At 71.5% G+C, this 20,219-nt stretch carries 18 protein-coding genes and 1 pseudogene; 11 read left to right on the top strand and 8 right to left on the bottom strand.

Features of this window, described 5'->3' with window-relative positions; all coding sequences use genetic code 11:
* The 4 genes from G6W55_RS34130 to G6W55_RS34115 all read left to right on the top strand — a co-directional run.
* The coding region (locus G6W55_RS34130; RefSeq protein ID WP_175524542.1) for a FumA C-terminus/TtdB family hydratase beta subunit at nucleotides 1-1,076 on the top strand (1,076 nt) is incomplete at its 5' end.
* Nucleotides 1,077-1,254: 178 nt separating this feature from the next.
* The gene (locus G6W55_RS34125) at nucleotides 1,255-2,640 is read left to right on the top strand and encodes an aspartate ammonia-lyase (RefSeq protein WP_175524541.1); all 1,386 of its coding nucleotides are present in this window, start codon (nucleotides 1,255-1,257) and stop codon (nucleotides 2,638-2,640) included.
* Nucleotides 2,641-2,713: 73 nt separating this feature from the next.
* Nucleotides 2,714-3,406, top strand: a complete 693-nt coding sequence (locus G6W55_RS34120; protein ID WP_175524540.1) for a DUF402 domain-containing protein — start codon at nucleotides 2,714-2,716, stop codon at nucleotides 3,404-3,406.
* Between the two features lie 286 nt (nucleotides 3,407-3,692).
* On the top strand, nucleotides 3,693-5,801 hold the full coding sequence (locus G6W55_RS34115; protein WP_175524539.1) for a SpoIIE family protein phosphatase: 2,109 nt from the start codon (nucleotides 3,693-3,695) through the stop codon (nucleotides 5,799-5,801).
* Nucleotides 5,802-5,881: 80 nt separating this feature from the next.
* Here G6W55_RS34115 and G6W55_RS34110 read toward each other — a convergent pair whose 3' ends face one another.
* Nucleotides 5,882-8,305 carry a transglycosylase domain-containing protein gene (locus G6W55_RS34110; RefSeq protein ID WP_175524538.1) on the bottom strand — a complete coding sequence of 808 codons (2,424 nt, stop codon included), beginning with the start codon at nucleotides 8,303-8,305 and terminating at the stop codon, nucleotides 5,882-5,884.
* A 293-nt stretch (nucleotides 8,306-8,598) separates the two neighbouring features.
* On the opposite strand from G6W55_RS34110, the gene G6W55_RS34105 reads away from it, so the two are divergent.
* The 5 genes from G6W55_RS34105 (at nucleotide 8,599) to G6W55_RS34085 (ending at nucleotide 13,463) form a co-directional block, all read left to right on the top strand.
* Nucleotides 8,599-9,528: an SPFH domain-containing protein gene (locus G6W55_RS34105; RefSeq protein WP_205068784.1), complete on the top strand. Its 930-nt coding sequence runs from the start codon at nucleotides 8,599-8,601 to the stop codon at nucleotides 9,526-9,528.
* Complete coding sequence (locus G6W55_RS34100; protein WP_030783711.1) at nucleotides 9,525-9,764, top strand: hypothetical protein; 240 nt, start codon at nucleotides 9,525-9,527, stop codon at nucleotides 9,762-9,764. The genes G6W55_RS34105 and G6W55_RS34100 overlap by 4 nt, the downstream gene beginning before the upstream one ends.
* 152 nt (nucleotides 9,765-9,916) lie before the next feature.
* Nucleotides 9,917-10,441: a PadR family transcriptional regulator gene (locus tag G6W55_RS34095; protein WP_175524536.1), complete on the top strand. Its 525-nt coding sequence runs from the start codon at nucleotides 9,917-9,919 to the stop codon at nucleotides 10,439-10,441.
* Nucleotides 10,438-11,127, top strand: a complete 690-nt coding sequence (locus G6W55_RS34090; RefSeq protein ID WP_175524535.1) for an ABC transporter ATP-binding protein — start codon at nucleotides 10,438-10,440, stop codon at nucleotides 11,125-11,127. The genes G6W55_RS34095 and G6W55_RS34090 overlap by 4 nt, the downstream gene beginning before the upstream one ends.
* The gene (locus tag G6W55_RS34085) at nucleotides 11,124-13,463 is read left to right on the top strand and encodes an ABC transporter permease (protein WP_175524534.1); all 2,340 of its coding nucleotides are present in this window, start codon (nucleotides 11,124-11,126) and stop codon (nucleotides 13,461-13,463) included. Before G6W55_RS34090 ends, G6W55_RS34085 begins: the two co-directional genes overlap by 4 nt.
* A 52-nt stretch (nucleotides 13,464-13,515) precedes the next feature.
* Here the strand turns inward: G6W55_RS34085 and G6W55_RS34080 are convergent, their stop codons facing one another.
* The 4 genes from G6W55_RS34080 to G6W55_RS34065 form a co-directional block, all read right to left on the bottom strand.
* Nucleotides 13,516-13,944 carry a hypothetical protein gene (locus tag G6W55_RS34080; RefSeq protein WP_030783701.1) on the bottom strand — a complete coding sequence of 143 codons (429 nt, stop codon included), beginning with the start codon at nucleotides 13,942-13,944 and terminating at the stop codon, nucleotides 13,516-13,518.
* Between the two features lie 4 nt (nucleotides 13,945-13,948).
* Complete coding sequence (locus tag G6W55_RS34075) at nucleotides 13,949-14,338, bottom strand: roadblock/LC7 domain-containing protein (protein ID WP_175524533.1); 390 nt, start codon at nucleotides 14,336-14,338, stop codon at nucleotides 13,949-13,951.
* 54 nt (nucleotides 14,339-14,392) lie between these two features.
* Nucleotides 14,393-15,370, bottom strand: a complete 978-nt coding sequence (locus G6W55_RS34070; RefSeq protein ID WP_175524532.1) for a MarR family transcriptional regulator — start codon at nucleotides 15,368-15,370, stop codon at nucleotides 14,393-14,395.
* Nucleotides 15,371-15,572: 202 nt separating this feature from the next.
* Nucleotides 15,573-16,541, bottom strand: a complete 969-nt coding sequence (locus tag G6W55_RS34065) for a LysR substrate-binding domain-containing protein (protein WP_175524531.1) — start codon at nucleotides 16,539-16,541, stop codon at nucleotides 15,573-15,575.
* Between the two features lie 133 nt (nucleotides 16,542-16,674).
* Between G6W55_RS34065 and G6W55_RS34060 the strand changes: the two genes are divergently transcribed.
* The gene (locus tag G6W55_RS34060; RefSeq protein ID WP_030783693.1) at nucleotides 16,675-17,229 is read left to right on the top strand and encodes a peroxiredoxin; all 555 of its coding nucleotides are present in this window, start codon (nucleotides 16,675-16,677) and stop codon (nucleotides 17,227-17,229) included.
* 6 nt (nucleotides 17,230-17,235) lie between these two features.
* Nucleotides 17,236-17,769: an alkyl hydroperoxide reductase gene (locus G6W55_RS34055; RefSeq protein WP_175524530.1), complete on the top strand. Its 534-nt coding sequence runs from the start codon at nucleotides 17,236-17,238 to the stop codon at nucleotides 17,767-17,769.
* A 64-nt stretch (nucleotides 17,770-17,833) separates the two neighbouring features.
* Here G6W55_RS34055 and G6W55_RS34050 read toward each other — a convergent pair whose 3' ends face one another.
* The 3 genes and pseudogenes from G6W55_RS34050 to G6W55_RS39085 form a co-directional block, all read right to left on the bottom strand.
* Nucleotides 17,834-19,213, bottom strand: coding sequence for an AI-2E family transporter (locus G6W55_RS34050; protein ID WP_175524529.1), 1,380 nt, complete (start codon nucleotides 19,211-19,213; stop codon nucleotides 17,834-17,836).
* Between the two features lie 132 nt (nucleotides 19,214-19,345).
* On the bottom strand, nucleotides 19,346-20,092 hold the full coding sequence (locus tag G6W55_RS34045) for a transglycosylase SLT domain-containing protein (RefSeq protein ID WP_175524528.1): 747 nt from the start codon (nucleotides 20,090-20,092) through the stop codon (nucleotides 19,346-19,348).
* Between the two features lie 10 nt (nucleotides 20,093-20,102).
* A pseudogene (locus G6W55_RS39085) lies at nucleotides 20,103-20,219 on the bottom strand (lytic transglycosylase domain-containing protein); the annotation flags it as partial.

Raw genomic sequence — 20,219 nt, 5'->3', positions numbered from 1 at the left:
AGGCCGTCCTGAACGAGTCCTCCATGATGAAGTTCCTGGAGGAGAAGATCCGCTCCCTCGGTACGGCCGCCTGCCCGCCGTACCACCTGGCGATCGTCGTCGGCGGCACCTCGGCCGAGTACGCGCTGAAGACCGCGAAGTACGCCTCCGCGCACTACCTGGACGAGATCCCGGCCGAGGGGTCCCCGCTCGGACACGGCTTCCGGGACAAGGAGCTGGAGGAGAAGGTCTTCGAGCTGACGCAGAAGATCGGCATCGGCGCGCAGTTCGGCGGCAAGTACTTCTGCCACGACGTGCGGGTGGTGCGGCTGCCGCGGCACGGCGCGTCCTGCCCGGTCGCGATCGCCGTCTCCTGCTCGGCCGACCGGCAGGCCGTCGCGAAGATCACCGCCGAGGGGGTCTTCCTGGAGCAGTTGGAGACGGATCCGGCGCGGTTCCTGCCCGACACCACCGACGAGCACCTCGACGAGTCCTCGGACGTCGTGCGGATCGACCTCAACCAGCCGATGGACGACATCCTGGCCGAGCTGACGAAGTACCCGGTCAAGACGCGGCTGTCGCTGTCCGGGCCGCTGGTCGTCGCCCGGGACATCGCGCACGCGAAGATCAAGGAGCGGCTGGACGCGGGTGAGGAGATGCCGCAGTACCTGAAGGACCACCCGGTGTACTACGCCGGGCCCGCGAAGACGCCCGAGGGGTACGCGTCCGGGTCCTTCGGGCCGACCACGGCGGGGCGGATGGACTCCTACGTCGAGCAGTTCCAGGCGGCGGGGGGGTCCAAGGTGATGCTGGCCAAGGGGAACCGGTCGCAGCAGGTCACGGACGCGTGCGGGAGTCACGGCGGGTTCTATCTCGGGTCGATCGGTGGGCCCGCGGCGCGGCTGGCGCAGGACTGCATCAAGAAGGTCGAGGTCGTGGAGTACGAGGAGCTGGGGATGGAGGCGGTGTGGAAGATCGAGGTGGAGGACTTCCCGGCGTTCATCGTGGTCGACGACAAGGGCAACGACTTCTTCAAGGACCCGGCGCCGGCGCCTACGTTCACGTCGATTCCGGTACGGGGGCCTGGGCTGGCGTAGCCCCTGGGGGCTCCGCCCCCAGCCCCCCGTATCGGCCCTGAACGGGCCTCGTCCTCAAACGCCGGACGGGCTGAGTTGTTCAGACCTGGGCTTTTCAGTTGGCCGAGACGGGTGGTGTGTGGGTGGGAGACGCCGTGACGGTGGAACAAACGACGGCACCTCGTTCGCTGTACCCCCCATGAGCGACTACCGCATCGAGCACGACTCCATGGGTGAGATCCGGGTCCCGAAGAGCGCCAAGTGGCGGGCCCAGACTCAGCGGGCCGTCGAGAACTTTCCCGTGTCCGGGCAGCGGATCGAGCGGGCGCACATCGAGGCGCTGGCCCGGATCAAGGGGGCCGCGGCGAAGGTGAACGCCGGGCTCGGGGTGCTGGACGAGGACATCGCCGGGGCGATCCAGGAGGCGGCCGCGGAGGTCGCGGAGGGGAAGTGGGACGAGCACTTCCCGGTGGACGTGTTCCAGACCGGCTCCGGTACCTCGTCCAACATGAACGCCAACGAGGTCATCGCGACCCTGGCGACCGAGCGGCTCGGCCGGGACGTGCACCCCAACGACCACGTCAACGCCTCGCAGTCCTCCAACGACGTCTTCCCGTCGTCCCTGCACATCGCCGCCACCGCCGCCGTCACCCGTGACCTGATCCCCGCCCTGGAGCATCTCGCCGCCGCCCTGGAGCGCAAGGCGGAGGAGTTCGCCGACGTGGTGAAGTCGGGGCGGACGCATCTGATGGACGCCACGCCCGTCACCCTGGGCCAGGAGTTCGGCGGGTACGCCGCCCAGATGCGGTACGGCGTGGAGCGGCTCACCGCGTCCCTGCCCCGGCTCGCCGAGCTGCCGCTGGGCGGCACCGCCGTCGGCACCGGGATCAACACGCCGCCGGGGTTCTCCGCCGCCGTGATCGCGGAGGTCGCCGCGGCCACCGGGCTGCCGCTGACGGAGGCGCGCGACCACTTCGAGGCACAGGGCGCCCGGGACGGGGTCGTGGAGACCAGCGGCCAGCTCCGCACGATCGCGGTCGGCCTGACCAAGATCGCCAACGATCTGCGGTGGATGGCCTCGGGCCCGCGCACCGGTCTCGCGGAGATCGCGCTGCCCGACCTCCAGCCCGGCTCCTCGATCATGCCGGGCAAGGTCAACCCGGTGATCCCGGAGGCCGTGCTGATGGTCGCCGCGCAGGTCGTGGGCAACGACACGACCGTGGCCATGGCGGGCGCGGCCGGCAACTTCGAGCTGAACGTCATGCTGCCGGTGATCGCCAAGAACGTGCTGGAGTCGGTCCGGCTGCTCGCCAACGCGTCCCGGCTGCTCGCCGACCGCACCGTGGACGGCATCGTCGCGGACCGGGAGCGCGCCCGCGAGTACGCCGAGTCCTCCCCGTCCGTGGTGACCCCGCTGAACAAGTACATCGGCTACGAGGAGGCCGCGAAGGTCGCCAAGAAGGCGCTGGCGGAGCGCCGGACCATCCGGCAGGTCGTCCTGGAGGGCGGTTATGTCGAACGCGGCGATCTCACCGTCGAACAGCTCGACGAGGCGCTGGATGTCCTGCGGATGACACGCCCGTGACGCTTTCCGGCCACCGGCGAGAACCGTGACGAGGACGACTGCGTCGTATGCCCATGGCACCTAATATCTGTGCATGGCAGACGGTGGAGTGGTGAGGCGCGTGGGAACGGGTGGTGCGAGGGCGTGCTGGGCGCCCGGGGACCGGATCCTGTGGCGGTACCGGGCCAACGGCGGCGCGGGCTTCCATATCGCGCGCCCGGTCACCGTCGTCCGGGACGACTCCGACGTGCTCGCCGTCTGGCTCGCCCCGGGCACCCAGATCGTGAAGCCGGTGCTCGTGGGCGGTACGCCGTTGCACCAGGAGCCGCTGCGCACCCGCTACACCCGGCCGCGGACCGTCCAGCTCGACCGCTGGTTCGGCACCGGGGTGCTGAAGCTGGCCCGGCCCGGTGAGCCCTGGTCGGTGTGGCTGTTCTGGGACCAGGGCTGGCGGTTCAAGAACTGGTACGTCAACCTGGAGACCCCGCTGGCCCGTTGGGACGGCGGGGTGGACTCCGAGGACCACTTCCTGGACATCTGCGTGTATCCGGACCGCACCTGGGACTGGCGCGACGAGGACGAGTTCGCGCAGGCCCAGCAGGACGGTCTGATGGACGCCGCGGGCGCCGACCGGGTGCGCGCGGCGGGGCGGGCCGCGGTGGACGTGATCCGTGCCTGGGGCGCGCCGTTCGACGAGGGCTGGCAGCACTGGCGCCCGGAGCCGTCGTGGGCCGTACCGTTGCTTCCGGAGGACTGGGACCGTACGCCCGCGCACGTGTCCACATGAGACCCTTGATGCGCCCCGGGGCGGGAAACGTAGGATCGTCCTCCGCAAGAGCATGCAACAGCAACTCCCGGGGCAGGCGCCGGGTCTGACCGAACGTCACCGAGGGGCGGCAGGACGTGAGCGAGGGGTACGAACGCACCACCGGCGGGGCCGAGGGCCGCGCCCGGTTCCCCGGTGGCACAGGAACAGCCTCTGACCACGCGGGAATTCCGTTCCGGGGACGGCTGTTCCGGGTATCGGGTTTTCTGCGGGACCAACTGCGCGCGCGGCGCGCAGCCCCGGACGGATGGATGCGACACGCGTGACGGAGCAGCCCACCAGCTACGAACGCCCCCAGGGCGTCGACCCCACGGACCCCCGCGGGGCGCTCCTGCGTACCCAGGTGCCGGGTTCGGCAGCCTTACCGCCCGCCGTCGACCGGGCCCAGGGCCGCACCGAGGAGCCCGCGGGTGCCACCGCGCCCCGCGGGAAGGACGGCAAGGGGAAGAACAAGGCGAAGGATCCCGGCGGTTCGGACCCCGAGCACTCGCAGCCGTCGGCCGGCGCCGAGGCGGACTCCCACCGGCCGCGTCCCGCGCCCGAGTCCATCCCCGCCCAGCCGGGCGGTGACGCGCGCGCCGCGGAACGCCGTACGGGCAAGGGTGTGACGCCCGGACGGCCCACGCCGATGCGCCGGGACGGCGACCGGCTGCGGTTCGTGGGCGCCGCGACCCGGCGGATCGCCCGGGGCATGGACATCGACGAGATCGTGATGGGGCTGTGCCGGGCGACCGTGCCCACCTTCTCCGACGCGATCCTCGTCTATCTGCGCGATCCGCTGCCGGTCGGTGACGAACGGCCGGTCGCCGACCGGGTGATGCTGCGGCTGCGGCGCACCGACCGCATCCCGGAGGAGCGGGACACCGAGAGCGGTTTCGCCGCGCTGGCCCTGCCGCCGCCCGAACCGGCCGAGCTGAACGCCGAGTTGTCGGCGGCCGTCGCCGAACTCTGCGAGGTGCGGCCCGGCGGGGCGCTCGCGGAGGTGCTGCGCGGGGTGCGTCCGGTGTTCGCCGACAGTCCGGCGGCCCGTGCCGCCCTGCCCGAACTCCTGGGCGAGGACAGCACCTTGCAGGTGCCGGGCGGCCAGCGGGCGATCCTGGCGCCGCTGCGGGGCCGCCGCCGGGTGATCGGCGCGGCCGTCTTCCTGCGCCGCCCGGAGCGCCTGCCGTTCGAGAACGACGATCTGCTCGTGGCCGCCCAGCTCGCCACGCACAGCGCGCTCGGCATCGACAAGGCGGTGCTGTACGACCGTGAGGCGTACATCGCCGACGAGCTCCAGCGCACCATGCTCCCGGAGACCCTGCCCCGCCCCACGGGCGTGCGGCTGGCCTCCCGCTATCTGCCGGCGGCGGAGACCGCGCGGGTCGGCGGCGACTGGTACGACGCGATCCCGCTGCCGGGCAGCCGGGTGGCGCTGGTGGTGGGGGACGTCATGGGGCACTCCATGACCTCCGCCGCGATCATGGGCCAGCTCCGCACCACCGCCCAGACCCTCGCCGGGCTCGACCTGCCCCCGCAGGAGGTCCTGCACCACCTCGACGAGCAGGCCCAGCGCCTCGGCACCGACCGCATGGCGACCTGCCTGTACGCCGTCTACGACCCGGTCTCGCACCGCATCACCATCGCCAACGCCGGCCATCCGCCGCCCGTCCTGCTGCATCTGGGCGGCCGGGCCGAGGTGCTGCGGGTGCCGCCGGGCGCCCCGATCGGCGTGGGCGGGGTGGACTTCGAGGCGGTCGAGCTGGACGCCCCGGCCGGCGCCACCCTGCTCCTCTACACGGACGGGCTGGTCGAGTCCCGGCTGCGGGACGTGGCGACCGGTATAGAACAGCTCCGCGAGAAGCTGGCCGCGACCGCGCAGCTCACCGGCCCCGACCACCCGCCGCCCCTGGAAGCCCTGTGCGACGAGGTGCTCGACATGCTCGGCCCGGGCGACCGGGACGACGACATCGCGCTGCTCGCCGCCCGCTTCGACGGCATCGCGCCCAGCGATGTCGCGTACTGGTTCCTGGAACCGGAGGACGCGGCACCGGGCCGGGCCCGGCGGCTGGCCCGGCGGGCTCTGTCCCGCTGGGGCATGGAGGACATGAGCGACTCGGTGGAGCTGCTGGTCAGCGAGGTCGTCACCAACGCGGTGCGGTACGCCTCGCGGCCGGTGACCCTGCGGCTGCTGCGCACCGACGTGCTGCGCTGCGAGGTCGGCGACGACGTGCCGCAGCTCCCCCGGCTGCGGCAGGCCCGGGCGACCGACGAGGGCGGGCGCGGCCTGTACCTCGTCAACCGGCTCGCCCGGCGCTGGGGCGCGACCCGGCTGAGCACCGGCAAGGTGGTGTGGTTCGAGCTGAACCCCGGCTGAGCCCTCGGCTCCGACCGGTAGGAAGCAACAAAGCGAAGGGCGCCCGGTGAATGCTCACCGGGCGCCCTCCGCCTTGTCCCCTACTGGCCGAACTGCTGGTCCAGTGGGTTTTCCGGTTCGGTGGACGGATCCTCCGTGCTCGGCTCCGTCGGGGCGCCGGTCGTCGGTGCCCCGGTGGTCGGCTCGTCCGTGGGCGGCGCGGCCGTCGTCGGTGCGCTGGTGGTGGGTTCCTTCGACGGGGTGGCCGAGGACGAGGGGCTCTCGGACGCGGACTCCGACGCCGACGGGGAGGACGACGGCGACGGGGACGCCGTACGGACGGCCGCGCCCTGGTCGGTCTCCAGGTCGAACTTGCTGACCTTGTCGGAGACGCCGAAGGTGTACGCCGCCCAGATCTGGGCCGGGAAGCCACCGCCGTTGATACGGCCCGCGACCGTCTTCAGACCCGTCGTCGCGCCGGTCAGCGGGACCTGGGGGTGCGGGGGCTTGGCGGACTCGCCGAACAGGCCGACCGAGGTGACCAGGTCGGGCGTGTAGCCGGTGAACCAGGCCGACTTGTTGTTGTCGGAGGTTCCGGTCTTGCCGGCGACCTTCTGGCCGTTGCGCAGCGGGTTGTCCCGCACCGAGGTCCGGGCGGTGCCGTCGTCGACCACACCGGTGAGGACCGAGGTGACCGAGTCGGCGGCCTCCCGGCTGATGACCTGGTCCCCGATCGGGTCGGTGTGCTTGAACCCCGGGTAGGCGCTGTTCGTCGCCGACTTGATGATCGCGGGGGTGACCTTCTTGCCGTGGTTGTCGAGGGTGGCGTAGACGCCGGCCATCTGGAGCGGGCTCGCGCCCATGGTGCCCAGGGTCTGCGCGGGCACGGCCTTGAGGTCCTCGGTGTCCATGCCGAGCTTGCCCGCGACCTCCATCACCTTCGGCATGCCGACGTCGACGCCGAGCTGGGCGAACGCCGAGTTGATGGACTTGTTCATCGCGGTCTGGAGGGTGACGTCGCCGTAGTTCTGGTCGTCCTCGTTCTCCGGCGCGAACGCGATGTCGCTGCCGACGACCGGGCGCTCGCTGGTGCCGTCGTAGAGGGTGTCGGCGGTGATCTCCTCGCCGTCCTGTGTGGTGGCGTCCCCGTCGAAGGCGGCGGCGAGGATCACCGGCTTGAAGGTGGAGGCGGGCTGGTAGTCGGTGCGGGTGGCGTTGTTCAGGTAGTGCTCGGTGTAGCCGGCACCGCCGTACATCGCCTCGACCGCGCCGGTGCGCGGGTTGACCGAGACCGCGCCCGCCTGGACGTCCGCGTCGACGGACCGCTTCTTCTTGTCGAGCTTGCTGGTGAGCTGGTCCTTGACGGCCTTCTCCAGGGCCTTCTGCTTCTTCTTGCTGATGTTCAGCTCGATGTTCCAGCCGCCGCTGCTGACCATGGCCTCGGCCGACTTGAGGTCGTCGGCGGTGCCGGTGGCGACCAGCTCGCGGGCCAGTTCGGCGTTGGCCGCGTTGACCAGATAGCCGGTCTGGCCCTCCTTGCCCGGGTCGGGCTTGGGGTCCTCGGGCACCGGGAACACCATGGCGTCGCGGTCGGACTTGTCCAGCCACTTCTGCTCGACCATGTTGTTCAGGACGTAGTTCCAGCGGTTCTTCACCAGCTCCTTGCTGGTGTCGGAGGCGACGGCCCAGTCGTACTGGCTGGGGGCCTGGAGCAGTGCGGCGAGGTAGGCGCCCTGCTCGACGGTCAGCTCGTCGGCGTCCACGCGGTAGTACGCCTGGGCGGCGGCCTGGATGCCGTAGGCGTTGCGGCCGTAGTAGCTGGTGTTGATGTAGCCGGCCAGGATGTAGTCCTTGGACTTCTCGCGGTCCAGCTTGAGCGAGATGACCAGTTCCTTCAGCTTGCGCGTGACGGTCTGTTCCTGGGTCAGGTAGTAGTTCTTGACGTACTGCTGGGTGATCGTCGAGCCGCCCTGCGCGCCCTTGCCCATGACGGTGTTGAGGACGCCTCGGGTGGTGCCCTTGAGGTCGACGCCCGCGTCGTCGTAGAAGGACTTGTTCTCGGCGGCGACGAAGGTGCGCTGGACGACCTTGGGGACGGTCGCGAGGTCGACGTTCTCGCGGTTGACCTCGCCGTCACGGGCGAGGATCGCGCCGCCGTTGTACTCGTAGACGTTGCTCTGGAGCTTGGCCTCGGGGTTGCCGACGGGTATCGGGGTGCTCACGTACAGCCAGACCAGGGCGCCGATGACGGCCGTGGTCATGATGAGGAACGCGCCGAGGATCTTCTTCCAGGTGAAGATCCGGCGTATGAGGCTCTTCTTGCCGTCCGCGCCGGTCCCCTTGCCCTTCTTGGCGCCGCGGCGGGCGGCCGCGCGGCCGCCGGGGGCGGGGCTCGCGGAGGTACCGGCGGAGGACGCGGCCGGCTCGTGCGCCGACGCCGGCGCCTCGGTCCGCGCCGAACGGTTCCTGGGCGCCGCGCGGCGGCCACCACGCTGTCGCGCTCGTCTCTCGTCCGCTCGTCCCATGAGTCCGCTCGCTCCGCTTCCTACTCGGCAGTCACACCAGTGGCCCGGTGGCAGGTCAGCTCAGAAAGCTAACACCGTCGGCTGTGACGGAGGGCTGTCGAGCCGGGGTCCGGAGGGGGTGAGAATCAGCACCCCGCCCGCCGGAACCGGCGCACCACTCCACCAGTACCGACGTCGGGAACGCCTCAGGGGTTGCGATTCCCCGATTAAGTGATATCACTTAGATAGAACGAAGTGAGCGGGTGGGCCGTGTCGAAACGGTCCACTCCCATATGAAACGGGGGGAACCACCCATGACCGCAGACACCGTCGCGGCCACCGCGCCCGAGATGCCCGCCCCGAGAGTCAACGAGTTCCCGGCGCACAGCGTCGGCGGCGGGCTCGCCCTGCTCTCCGGTCTGGTCGGGCTGCTGGCCGCCGCCGGACTGATCGCGCTCGGCGCCCAGGTGGACGCCACCGGCGCCAAGGCCGGGCTGATCGTCGGCGGCATCCTCGTCGGGCTCGCCGCGTTCCTGTCGATGTGCGGGCTGAACACCGTGGCGCCCGGCGAGGCGCGCGTGGTGCAGCTCTTCGGCCGCTACCGGGGCACGATCCGCGAGGACGGCCTGCGCTGGGTGAACCCCTTCACCTCCCGCGAGAAGATCTCCACCCGCGTCCGCAACCACGAGACGGCCGTCCTGAAGGTCAACGACGCCTACGGCAACCCGATCGAGCTGGCCGCGGTCGTGGTGTGGAAGGTGCAGGACACCGCGCAGGCCACGTTCGAGGTGGACGACTTCCTGGAGTTCGTCTCCACCCAGACCGAGGCGGCCGTGCGGCACATCGCCATCGAGTACCCCTACGACTCCCACGACGAGGACGGCCTCTCGCTGCGCGGCAACGCCGAGGAGATCACCGAGAAGCTCGCGGTGGAACTGCACGCACGGGTGGAGGCGGCGGGTGTACGGATCATCGAGTCCCGCTTCACGCATCTCGCGTACGCTCCGGAGATCGCCTCGGCGATGCTCCAGCGGCAGCAGGCGGGCGCCGTGGTCGCGGCCCGCCGGGAGATCGTGGACGGCGCCGTCGGCATGGTCGAGGCGGCCCTCGCCCGGATCTCCGAGCAGGGCATCGTGGAGCTGGACGAGGAGCGGAAGGCGGCGATGGTGTCCAACCTGATGGTCGTGCTGTGCGGGGACCGCGCGCCGCAGCCCGTGCTCAACACCGGGACCCTCTACCAGTGACGGTCCCCACCGGGGGCGACGCCCCCCAGGGCCGGCCGCAGCGCAAGCAGGTGCTGCTGCGGCTGGACCCGGCGGTGTACGAGGCGCTGGCCCGGTGGGCGGGGGACGAGCTGCGGTCGGCCAACGCGCAGATCGAGTTCCTGCTGCGCAGCGCCCTCGCCGACGCCGGGCGGCTGCCGCGCGACACCAAGCCGATCCCCCGCCGGGGCCGGCCGCCCGGCACCCCGTCGCCGTAAGCCCCCCGCTGGGAGCGGCTCGGCGGATCGCTGTAGCAGAACGGTGACATAGGCCCCTCACCTGCGGAGCCACCCGCGTCCCCCACCCCCCGCCACCGTCTACACACCCCGCGTATACACCCCGGGTATACACCGCATGTATAGTCCTCCCCATGTCCATCGGTCACACCCTCCTGGGACTCCTGGAGTCCGGGCCCCGACACGGTTACGACCTCAAGCGGGCCTTCGACGAGAAGTTCGGTCACGACCGGCCGCTCCACTACGGCCAGGTCTATTCGACGATGTCGCGTCTGCTGAAGAACGGTCTCGTCGAGGTCGACGGCATCGAGGCCGGCGGCGGCCCCGAGCGCAAGCGGTACGCGATCACCGACGCCGGCATCACCGACGTCGAGCGCTGGCTCGCCACGCCCGAGAAGCCCGAGCCGTACCTCCAGTCGACCCTCTACACCAAGGTCGTCCTCGCCCTTCTCACCCGGCGCGACGCGGCCGACGTCCTCGACACCCAGCGCGCGGAGCATCTGCGCAGCATGCGGATCCTCACCGACCGCAAGCGCAAGGGCGATCTGGCCGACCAGCTCATCTGCGACCACGCCCTGTTCCACCTGGAGGCCGATCTGCGCTGGCTCGAACTGGCCGCGGCCCGCCTCGACAAGCTGCGCGCGGAGGTGACGGCATGACCGCCCCCGAGGGATCCCTGCTGGTCGCCGAGGACCTGCGCAAGGCGTACGGCCCGACGATGGCGCTGGACGGCGCCGGGTTCTCCATCCACCCCGGCGAGGTCGTCGCCGTCATGGGCCCCTCCGGCTCCGGCAAGTCGACGCTGCTGCACTGCCTTGCCGGCATCGTGACCCCCGACTCCGGCTCGATCCGCTACGACGGCCGGGAGCTGGCGTCCATGAGCGACGCCGGGCGGAGCAGGCTGCGGCGCTCGGAGTTCGGGTTCGTGTTCCAGTTCGGGCAGCTCGTGCCGGAGCTGACCTGTGTGGAGAACGTCGCCCTGCCGCTGCGGCTCAACGGCACCGCGCGCAAGGAGGCCGAGCGCACCGCCCTCGGGTGGATGGCCCGGCTGGAGGTCGACGACCTCGCCCGGAAGCGGCCCGGGGAGGTCTCCGGCGGTCAGGGCCAGCGGGTGGCCGTCGCCCGGTCGCTGGTGACCAGCCCGCGGGTCGTGTTCGCCGACGAGCCGACCGGCGCGCTGGACTCGCTCAACGGCGAGCGCGTGATGGAACTGCTCACCGAGGCGGCCCGCTCGGCCAACGCGGCGGTGGTCCTGGTCACCCACGAGGCCCGGGTGGCCGCCTACTCCGACCGCGAGATCGTCGTACGGGACGGCAAGTCGCGGGACATGGAGCGAGCCGTATGAACCTGGGGCAGTGGGCCAGGGACCTGGGGATGGGGATCCGGTTCGCCTTCGCCGGCGGCCGGGAGGGCTGGGTCCGGGCCGTGCTGACGGCGGTCGGCGTCGGGCTCGGCGTGGCGCTGCTGCTGCTGTCGACCGCGCTGCCGAACGCGCTCTCGGTGCGCCACGAACGCGAACAGGCGCGGATGGACTACTCGTTCAGCGCGGAGAAGCTCCCCAAGGCCGACGACACGATGGTGATCGCCAACGTCGACACCACCTTCCGTGAGAAGGACGTACGCGGCCGGCTGGTCGAGCCGGAGGGACCGCGCGCCCCGCTGCCGCCCGGTCTGAGCGCCTATCCGGCCAAGGGCGAGATGGTCGTCTCCCCCGAGCTGAAGCGGCTGCTCGCCTCGGACGACGCACGGCTGCTGCGGGAGCGGCTGCCGTACCGGATCGTCGGGACGATCGGCGAGAGCGGGCTCGTCGGCTCGCGGGAACTCGCCTACTTCGCCGGGGCGACCGGGCTCGCCGCCCATGTCGAGAGCGGGGGCACCACCCGTCTGGAGCGGTTCGGCGAGGTGAACCCGACGCCCGAGCCGCCGGATCCGGTGCTGATCCTGCTGAACATCGTGGTGATCGTGGTGCTGCTGATGCCGGTCGCGGTGTTCGTCGCGGCGGCCGTGCGGTTCGGCGGCGAGCGGCGTGACCGCCGGCTCGCGGCCCTGCGGCTGGTCGGCGCCGACGGGCAGATGGCCCGGCGGATCGCGGCCGGCGAGGCGATGGCCGGCGCGCTGCTCGGCCTGGTCCTCGGCACCGGGTTCTTCCTGATCGGACGGCAGATCGCGGGCTCGGTCGAGGTGGCCGGGGTGAGCGTGTGGCCCAGCTATCTCAACCCCTCCCCCGCGCTGGCCGCGCTGGTCGCGGTGGCGGTGCCGGCGGCGGCCGTCGGGGTCACCCTGCTCGCCCTGCGCGGTGTGGTGATCGAACCGCTGGGTGTGGTGCGCACCGCCAAGCCCTCGCGGCGCCGTCTGTGGTGGCGGCTGCTGCTGCCGCTGGCCGGACTCGGACTGCTCTACCCGATGATCGGCCAGGGCCGGGGCGACGGGGACTTCAACCAGTACCTGGTGGTCAGTGGTGTCCTGCTGCTGCTCGTCGGTGTCACCGCGCTGCTGCCGTGGCTGGTCGAGAGCGTGGTGGCCCGGCTCGGCGCGGGCGGTGTCGCCTGGCAGCTCGCCGTGCGCCGCCTCCAGGTGAGCAGCGGTACGGCGGCCCGGATGGTCAACGGCATCGCGGTCGCGGTGGCCGGGGCGATCGCGCTCCAGATGCTGTTCGCCGGGGTCGACGACCAGTACACCCAGAACACCGGCCTGGACCTGACGCGGGCCCAGATGCAGGTGAACGTGCCGGACGGCACCCCGCTGGCGGCGACGGCCCGCCGGTTCGAGGACACCAAGGGCGTACGGAAGGTCACGGCCCTCGGCGAGGGCTACCTCGGCAGCTCGTCGTGGCGTACCGAGGAGGGCCCGAAGCTCTCCACCGAGCTGACCGTCGGCGACTGCGCGGCCCTGCGCGAGCTGGCGACGCTGCCCTCCTGCGCGGACGGCGCGGTGTTCGTCCTCGACGGCTCCGAGTACTCGGTGGACGGTCCGAAGCTCGCCAAGCCCGGCACCCGGCTGTACATCGAGTCGTCGTCCTCGGGCACCAGCAAGGAGGCCGTCTGGACCGTCCCGGCGGGGGTCGTGAAGGCCCCGGCGGTGAACGACCCGACCGGCAACAAGCGCGGCGGGTTCCTGATGACCCCGGGGGCGCTGCCCGACGATCTGCGCGAGCTGGTGAGCGGGCGGCTGTACCTCTCCATCGACGAGTCGGTGCCGGACGCCTTCGAGTACACCCGCAACACCACCTCCGCGGTGGACGCGCTGGCCAGTACGTCGATGTGGTCGGCGACCCGGACCTCCGAGCGCTACGACTCCATCCGCACCGGTCTGCTCGTCGGCGCCGTCTGTGTGCTGCTGCTGATCGGGGCGAGCCTGCTGGTCTCCCAGCTCGAACAGTTGCGGGACCGCCGCAAGCTGCTGTCGGCCCTGGTGGCCTTCGGCACCCGGCGGCGCACGCTGGGCCTGTCGGTGCTGTGGCAGACGGCCATCCCCATCGCGCTGGGGCTGCTGCTGGCCGCGGTGGTCGGCATCACGCTGGGCACGGTGCTGCTGAAGATGACGGACACCCCGGTGGGCGTGGACTGGGCGAGCGTGCTGGCCATGACCGGCATGGGCGGGGCGGTCGTCCTGCTGGTGACGGCGCTGAGCCTGCCGCCGCTGGTCCGGCTGATGCGGCCGGACGGGCTGCGCACGGAGTAGCCGGCCGATGGGCGCACGGTCCCTCCCCGCGCGGGGAGGGACCGTCCGTGTTTCAGAGCCGGTACTCCCGCACCACCCTTCGGACCTGCGCGAACAGCATGCCCACGTTGACGGACTTGCGGCAGACGACCACCGCGACCACGTCCTGCTGCTCGGTCATCCTCACGAACAGATGAGTGAGGTTGTCGCTGTTGACGAGGATCTCCTGGAAGAAGTGGTTGTCGCTCTGGATCCCGCGCCGCTCCTTGAAGACGTCCTCGATCATCACCACCGTGCGGCCCTGGAACAGGTCGAGGGTCGCGCCGGCCAGCAGGTCGAGGACCTCGGGCGGATGGTTGTCCACGGTCTCGTAGGAGAGCAGCATGCCCGTCGACATGTCGACCACGCCGGAGGCGACGCAGTCCGGGGCATCCGTACGCAGTGACTTGACCAGGCCCATCACCTGGTCGGAGAAACCTGGGGTCATACGCTTCGTCGCCATCCCTTCAGACTCCTTCGGCGGTTTTCACATCGGTGAGGATCAGGTCGATACGGCGCAGGGCCGGCTGGGTCGCCGTGTGCAGCCGTTCGACGTCCATGCCCTCGTCGCCGAGCACCACCATCAGCGCGGTGTCGCCGACCGCGTAGAACGCGGCGCAGCCGTGGCTGCCGTAGGCCACCGTGCGGTGCAGGGCGCCGCGGGAGGTGGCCTCGGCGGTGCGGCGGGCGAGGCCCAGGCCGGCCGCGGCGAGGGCGGCGAGGCCCTCGGGGTCGATCGATTCGCCGGTGTCGGCGGCGATGAGCAGCCCGTCCGCGGCCGCGACCGCGGTGTCGGTGATGCCGCTCACCTGCTCGCGCAGGCCCCGCATCTCCCGTGCGAGGGCTTTGTGGTCCATGGGTGCAACTCCCCTGATTCTGTTCGCATATGATGCATATGACCGTCTGTCTCTCTACTTCGCCGTGGGATTGCGCAGGCGGAAGAACTCCTTCCAGCCGGTCGGGTGTCCGGGGCTCTCCCCGGCGGGGTGGTCGGTGCCGTCGCCGCCGTCCTCGGCAGTGCCGTCGGCGTCGGCGGTGGGCGGGTGTTCGGGAGCGAGGGCCTCGTTGATGCCGCTGGCGCCGGGGCGCCGGCGGGGCAGGGCCGCCGGGTGCGGGGGCGGTCCGGCCGGCGGGACCGGGACGGGCGGCGGGGGCGCGGCCGGGGCGCGCGGCCTGACCCCGTGTCCGTCGAGCATCCGGACCGGGATCGGGGACGCGCCGGCGCACTCCAGGAGCCCGTAGCCGAGCATCCGCGCCACCTCGACGGTGACCGTGTAGACCCCGCGCCCGGTGCGGAAGGCGAGGTCGCGGGAGGTGCGCCGGCCGTCGGCGTGGGTGAGCACCTCGCGTTGCAGCGGGCCGAGCCGGTCGGCCGCGTGGGACTGCGCCGCGGGGATCGGACGCTCGCGCTCCGGGCGGACCGGGCGGGGCAGCGCGTCCAGCGCGGCGAGTTTGCGCGACGCCTCCTGGAGCAGCCGGGTCGAGGGCTCCCCGACGGTGACCGCGGCGGGCGGCGGGCCCAGGGACGGGGCGCGTTCACAGCCCTCGACGCCGCCCGCGACGACGGCGAACGTGGCGTCCTGGAGGGCCATCGCGCACACCACCCGGAGCTGGGCGGCGCCCGCGTAGCCGTGGGCGATCAGCCCGTCGGAGGGCCAGCGCTCCCCGCCGGACTCCCGCACCAGGCCCGCCCATTCCTCGCCGCCGATCCGTCCGGAGCGCAGCAGCAGGGCGTCCGGTCCCGGCGCGCCCGGCGACTCGACGGCGACGACGAGCCCGCCGCGGAAGTGGAAGGTGCCGCCGGGCAGTCCCGCGACCCGCACTTCCCCGGTGAAGCCGTCCCGACCGCACGCGGCGAGGTCGCGCGCCAACAGCTCGTAGCCCGACATCACTCCCCTTGGCAGGTCGTCCGCACGGATCGCACATACGCCTGACGCGTAGCGCTGAGGAGGGAATGTGTATCAGCCGGGGCGCATATACCAACGGCGGGTTTCCGAGCTGCCCCCAATGGACGGAAGTTGCTCCGCGGGTGGGTCGAATTCCCTTGCTGTGAAGCCGATTCGGGAGCTGATTCTGACCGGTTGGCGAACGTCAGTCCCCGTCGCCGAGGACCCGCACCGGCAGGGGGCGCAGCGCCTCGCGGAGCGCGTCCGCGAGGGCCTCGTACTCCGCGCCGCGCGCCGCGCCCGCGCGCCGGGCGAAGGCGATCCGGCGGGTGGGGGCGGGGTCGGTGAAGGAGGCGGTGCGCAGCCGGGTGCTGCGGCTGGTCTCGACCGTGACGGCGGTGCGCGGCAGCAGCGTGCAGCCGAGGCCGCCGGCGACGAGCTGGACGAGGGTGGACAGGCCGGCGGCCGTGGTGGTCACCGGGGCGTCGGCCCGGCCGGCCTCGCGGCAGATGTCGAGGGCCTGGTCGCGCAGACAGTGCCCCTCGTCCAGGAGGAGCAGGTTCAGCTCCCTGAGGGCCTCGCGCGGCACGCCGTCACGGTCGCCGAGCGGATGACCCGGGGGTGTGACGAGCACGAAGTCCTCGTCGAAGAGCGGGAGTTCGACCACCCCGGGGACACCGAGGGGAACGGCGAGCAGCAGCAGGTCGAGGCGTCCGCTGTGCAGGCCGTCGAGCAGGGTGGCGGTCTGCTCCTCGTGGACCTGGAGGTCGAGCTGCGGATAGCGGTCGTGGACCAGCCGCAGCACGGCGGGCAGCAGATACGGCGCGACGGTCGGGATGACGCCGAGCCGCAGCGCGCCGGTGAACGGCGCCCGCACCGCGTCGGCCTCCTCCAGCAGCGCGCCGACCTCGGCCAGCACCGCCCGGGCGCGGACGGCGAGCCGCTCACCGGCCGGGGAGAGCAGCACCTTGCGGGTCGTACGCTCCAGCAGGGTGACGCCGAGGGTCTCCTCCAGGGCGGAGACCGCGCCGGAGAGGGCGGGCTGGCTCATGCCGATCGCGGCGGCGGCGTCCCGGAAGTGCAGATGCTCCGCGACGGCGGCGAAGGCCCGGAGCTGGGCCAGACTGGGCTGACGCCTCCGGCCGGCCTTGGGGCTTGCACTACTCACGGTCACTGATAGCTACCTCCGATCAACACAATCGAGTGTAGCCATTTCCTGAATCAATGCACCTTGTGTCACGATCGAGGCCGTCCGACCCAAGGGAGTTGTCCGCGATCCGGACAGCTCCTCGCTGCAAGGAGAGCGTGTGCTCACTGTTGGTGACAAGTTCCCCTCGTTCGATCTGACCGCCTGTGTCTCGCTGGAGAAGGGCAAGGAGTTCGAGCAGATCCACCACAAGTCGTACGAGGGCAAGTGGCTGGTGGTCTTCGCCTGGCCCAAGGACTTCACCTTCGTCTGCCCGACCGAGATCGCCGCGTTCGGCAAGCTGAACGACGAGTTCGCCGACCGTGACGCGCAGATCCTCGGCTTCTCCGGTGACTCCGAGTTCGTCCACCACGCCTGGCGCAAGGACCACCCGGACCTGACCGACCTGCCGTTCCCGATGCTCGCCGACTCCCGGCACGAGCTGATGCGCGACCTCGGCATCGAGGGCGAGGACGGCTTCGCGCAGCGCGCCGTCTTCATCGTCGACCCGAACCACGAGATCCAGTTCACGATGGTCACCGCGGGCTCCGTCGGCCGGAACCCCAAGGAGGTCCTCCGGGTCCTGGACGCCCTCCAGACCGACGAGCTGTGCCCCTGCAACTGGACCAAGGGCGAGGACACCCTCGACCCGGTCAAGCTGCTGGCCGGGGAGTGACCTGAGATGTCGCTCGACACCCTGAAGTCCGCGATACCGGACTACGCCAAGGACCTGAAGCTCAACCTGGGCTCGGTCATCGGCAACTCCGACCTGCCCGCCCAGCAGTTGTGGGGCACGGTCCTGGCGACCGCGATCGCCTCCCGCTCCCCGATCGTGCTGCGCGAGCTGGCCCCGGAGGCCGAGGCGAACCTCTCGCCCGAGGCGTACACCGCGGCGAAGGCCGCGGCGGCCGTGATGGCGATGAACAACGTCTTCTACCGCACCCGGCATCTGCTGTCGGACCACGAGTACGGCACCCTGCGCGCCGGTCTGCGGATGAACGTCATCGGCAACCCGGGCGTCGACAAGGTCGACTTCGAGCTGTGGTCGTTCGCGGTCTCCGCCATCAACGGCTGCGGGCTGTGCCTCGACTCCCACGAGCAGGTCCTGCGCAAGGCCGGCGTCGACCGCGAGGTCGTCCAGGAAGCCTTCAAGATCGCCTCGGTGATCCAGGCCGTGGGCGTCACGCTCGACGCGGAGGCGGTCCTCGCCGAGTAGGCGGTGATCTCCGTGCGAAGGCCCCGTCCACCCTCGGGTGGACGGGGCCTTCGGCTGCGTTTGTCTACGCGGAGGAGTCCTCGTCGCCGGTGTCCTTGGCCGGCGGGGGCTCCACCGGGCCGGACGGGGCCACGGGGGCACTGGGGGCGACGGGGGCGACCGGTGCGACGTCCATCGCCGTCGCCCCCCGCGGCTTCGGGGACGTCCGCAGGGCCGGTTCCTGGGCGTACGCCCGCAGATAGCCGACGACCGTGTTGGTGACGGCGACCAGCGGTACGGCGACCACCGCGCCGCCGATCCCGGCGACCAGGCCGCCGGTGGCCACCGCCAGGACCACCGCGAGCGGATGGACCCGGACCGCGCGGCCGAGGATGAACGGCTGGAGGATGTGCCCCTCGATCTGCTGCACGGCCAGCACCACCGCCAGGGTCATCACGGCGGTGAACACGCCCTGGGTGACCAGCGCGACGACCACGGCCAGCGCGCCGGAGGCCACCGCGCCGACCAGCGGGATGAACGAGAACAGGAAGATGAAGACGGCGAGCGGGACGGCCATCGGCACATCGAGGAAGTAGATGCCGAGACCGATGAAGATCGCGTCGATCAGCGCGACCACGACCGTGCCCCGCACATACGCCGTGAGCGTCGCCCAGGCCCGCGGCCCCGCGCCCGCCACACCGGGCCGGGCGGCGGCCGGGACCAGCTTGAGGGTCCACTCCCAGATCCGCTTGCCGTCGTAGAGCAGGAACAGCGTCGAGAAGAACGCCAGCAGGATGCCGGTGAGCGCCTCGACGACGACGGTGACGCCCTCCAGACCCGCCGAGGTGATCGAGTCGGTGTTGGCGCCGACCGCGTCGCGCAGGTTCTTGGCGATGCCGTTGATCTGCTTGTCGGTGACATGGAAGGGGCTGTTGAGCAGCCAGCGCCGCAGATCGTCGATGCCGTCCTGGACCTGGTCGGAGAGGTTGTCGATGTTCTCCATGACCTGCCAGGTCACGAACCAGCCCAGCAGGCCGATGAACACGAACCCGAGGATCGCGGTGAGCGCCGTCGCCAGTCCCCCGGGCACACCCACCCGCTTGAGCCGGGTGACGGTGGGTTCCAGGAGCGCGGTCAGCAGCAGCGATACCACGAAGGCGAGGACGACGAGTTGGACGGCGCTGATGATCCGCATGAGGACCCAGACCGTCCCGGCGAGCACCAGCAGCCGCCAGCCGGCCTCGGCGGCGACCCGGACACCCCAGGGCACCGCCTGCGCGGGATCGGGCCGCTCGGCGGGCGGCGGCTCCGGCGGGGGCGCCACCGGCGGCTCGGGGGGCACGGGCGGGGGCGGCGCGCTCTCCCGGCTCTCCCGTTCGACCTCGGCGCGGCGCTCGTCGAGCCGCTCACCCATTTCGGTCAGACCGGCTCCCAGCCGGCCCAGCCACCCTGGTACACGCGACATGATCCGTCCTCTTCCCCCGTCTCTCCCCACCACTCCCCCTGGAGTCGTCGGCTTACGACCGTACAGGGCGAAAGCCCCTCCCCTGAGGACGGGGAGGGGCTGTGCCGGGTTGAGAGAGAGTGGCGGCGGCGCTCAGTAGGAGCCGTTGGCCTGCCAGAACGCCCAGGCGTCGCAGGGGCTGCCGTACCGCTCGTTCATGTAGTTCAGCCCCCACTTGATCTGGGTGGCCGGGTTGGTGCGCCAGTCGGCACCGGCGGAGGACATCTTGGAGCCGGGGTACGCCTGGACCAGACCGTAGGCCCCGGAGGAGGGGTTGACGGCCCGGTAGTTCCAGGTGGACTCGTGGTCCACGATGTTGCTGAAGCACTGGAACTGGCCGCCGGGCACCATCTGGCGCGCGATGGCCTGCACCTCGGCGACGGTGTACGACGCCTGCTGCGGGAAGTCGGAGGCACTGGCGGTGGGACCGCTGTCGGCGGTGGCGGACCTGGTCCGGGCCTGCGCCTGATCGGCCTCGCGCTCGGCGGCCTTGGCGCGTTCCTCGGCTTCCTTCTTCGCCTCGGCCTCGTCCGCGGCGGCCTTCTGCTTGGCGACCGCGTCCTCGGCCGCCTTGATCCGGGCGGCCTCCTCCGCGGACTTGCGCGCGGTGGCGTCGGCGGCCACGGCCTGGGCCTGTGCCTGCTGGCCGAGGGCGGCGGACCGCACCTGGGCCTGCTGGCCGAGCGGTAAGTCGGCGAGGAGGACGGAGTCGCCCGCCGGGGCCTGTGCGGCGTCGCCCGGCTGGCCGGTTCCGGCCTGGGCGACGCCCACGACACTGCCGATGGCGGTGACCGCGGTGGCCGAGACCACCGCGAATCCGCGTACGGGGTTGCGGCTCATGGCCAACCCCTCAGTACCAGTGGTTGGCCTGCCAGAACGACCAGGCGTCGCAGGGGCTGCCGTACCGCTCGTTCATGTAGTTCAGCCCCCACTTGATCTGGGTGGCCGGGTTGGTGCGCCAGTCGGC

The organism is Streptomyces sp. CAI-85 (assembly GCF_013363615.1).
In the GTDB taxonomy this organism is placed as follows: domain Bacteria; phylum Actinomycetota; class Actinomycetes; order Streptomycetales; family Streptomycetaceae; genus Streptomyces; species Streptomyces antibioticus_B.
The sequence above is the reverse complement of the archived record's forward strand: the minus strand, read 5'-3'. Positions and strand labels throughout refer to the sequence as shown.

Coding starts and splice junctions, on each gene's coding strand:
- G6W55_RS34055 (WP_175524530.1), top strand. CDS start 17,236: ATGTCGCTCGACACCCTGAAGTCCGCGATACCGGACTACGCCAAGGAC.
- G6W55_RS34090 (WP_175524535.1), top strand. CDS start 10,438: ATGACCGCCCCCGAGGGATCCCTGCTGGTCGCCGAGGACCTGCGCAAG.
- G6W55_RS34120 (WP_175524540.1), top strand. CDS start 2,714: ATGGCAGACGGTGGAGTGGTGAGGCGCGTGGGAACGGGTGGTGCGAGG.
- G6W55_RS34050 (WP_175524529.1), bottom strand. CDS start 19,213: ATGTCGCGTGTACCAGGGTGGCTGGGCCGGCTGGGAGCCGGTCTGACC.
- G6W55_RS34070 (WP_175524532.1), bottom strand. CDS start 15,370: ATGTCGGGCTACGAGCTGTTGGCGCGCGACCTCGCCGCGTGCGGTCGG.
- G6W55_RS34125 (WP_175524541.1), top strand. CDS start 1,255: ATGAGCGACTACCGCATCGAGCACGACTCCATGGGTGAGATCCGGGTC.
- G6W55_RS34105 (WP_205068784.1), top strand. CDS start 8,599: ATGACCGCAGACACCGTCGCGGCCACCGCGCCCGAGATGCCCGCCCCG.
- G6W55_RS34075 (WP_175524533.1), bottom strand. CDS start 14,338: ATGGACCACAAAGCCCTCGCACGGGAGATGCGGGGCCTGCGCGAGCAG.
- G6W55_RS34110 (WP_175524538.1), bottom strand. CDS start 8,305: ATGGGACGAGCGGACGAGAGACGAGCGCGACAGCGTGGTGGCCGCCGC.
- G6W55_RS34045 (WP_175524528.1), bottom strand. CDS start 20,092: ATGAGCCGCAACCCCGTACGCGGATTCGCGGTGGTCTCGGCCACCGCG.
- G6W55_RS34115 (WP_175524539.1), top strand. CDS start 3,693: ATGGATGCGACACGCGTGACGGAGCAGCCCACCAGCTACGAACGCCCC.
- G6W55_RS34080 (WP_030783701.1), bottom strand. CDS start 13,944: ATGGCGACGAAGCGTATGACCCCAGGTTTCTCCGACCAGGTGATGGGC.
- G6W55_RS34085 (WP_175524534.1), top strand. CDS start 11,124: ATGAACCTGGGGCAGTGGGCCAGGGACCTGGGGATGGGGATCCGGTTC.
- G6W55_RS34095 (WP_175524536.1), top strand. CDS start 9,917: ATGTCCATCGGTCACACCCTCCTGGGACTCCTGGAGTCCGGGCCCCGA.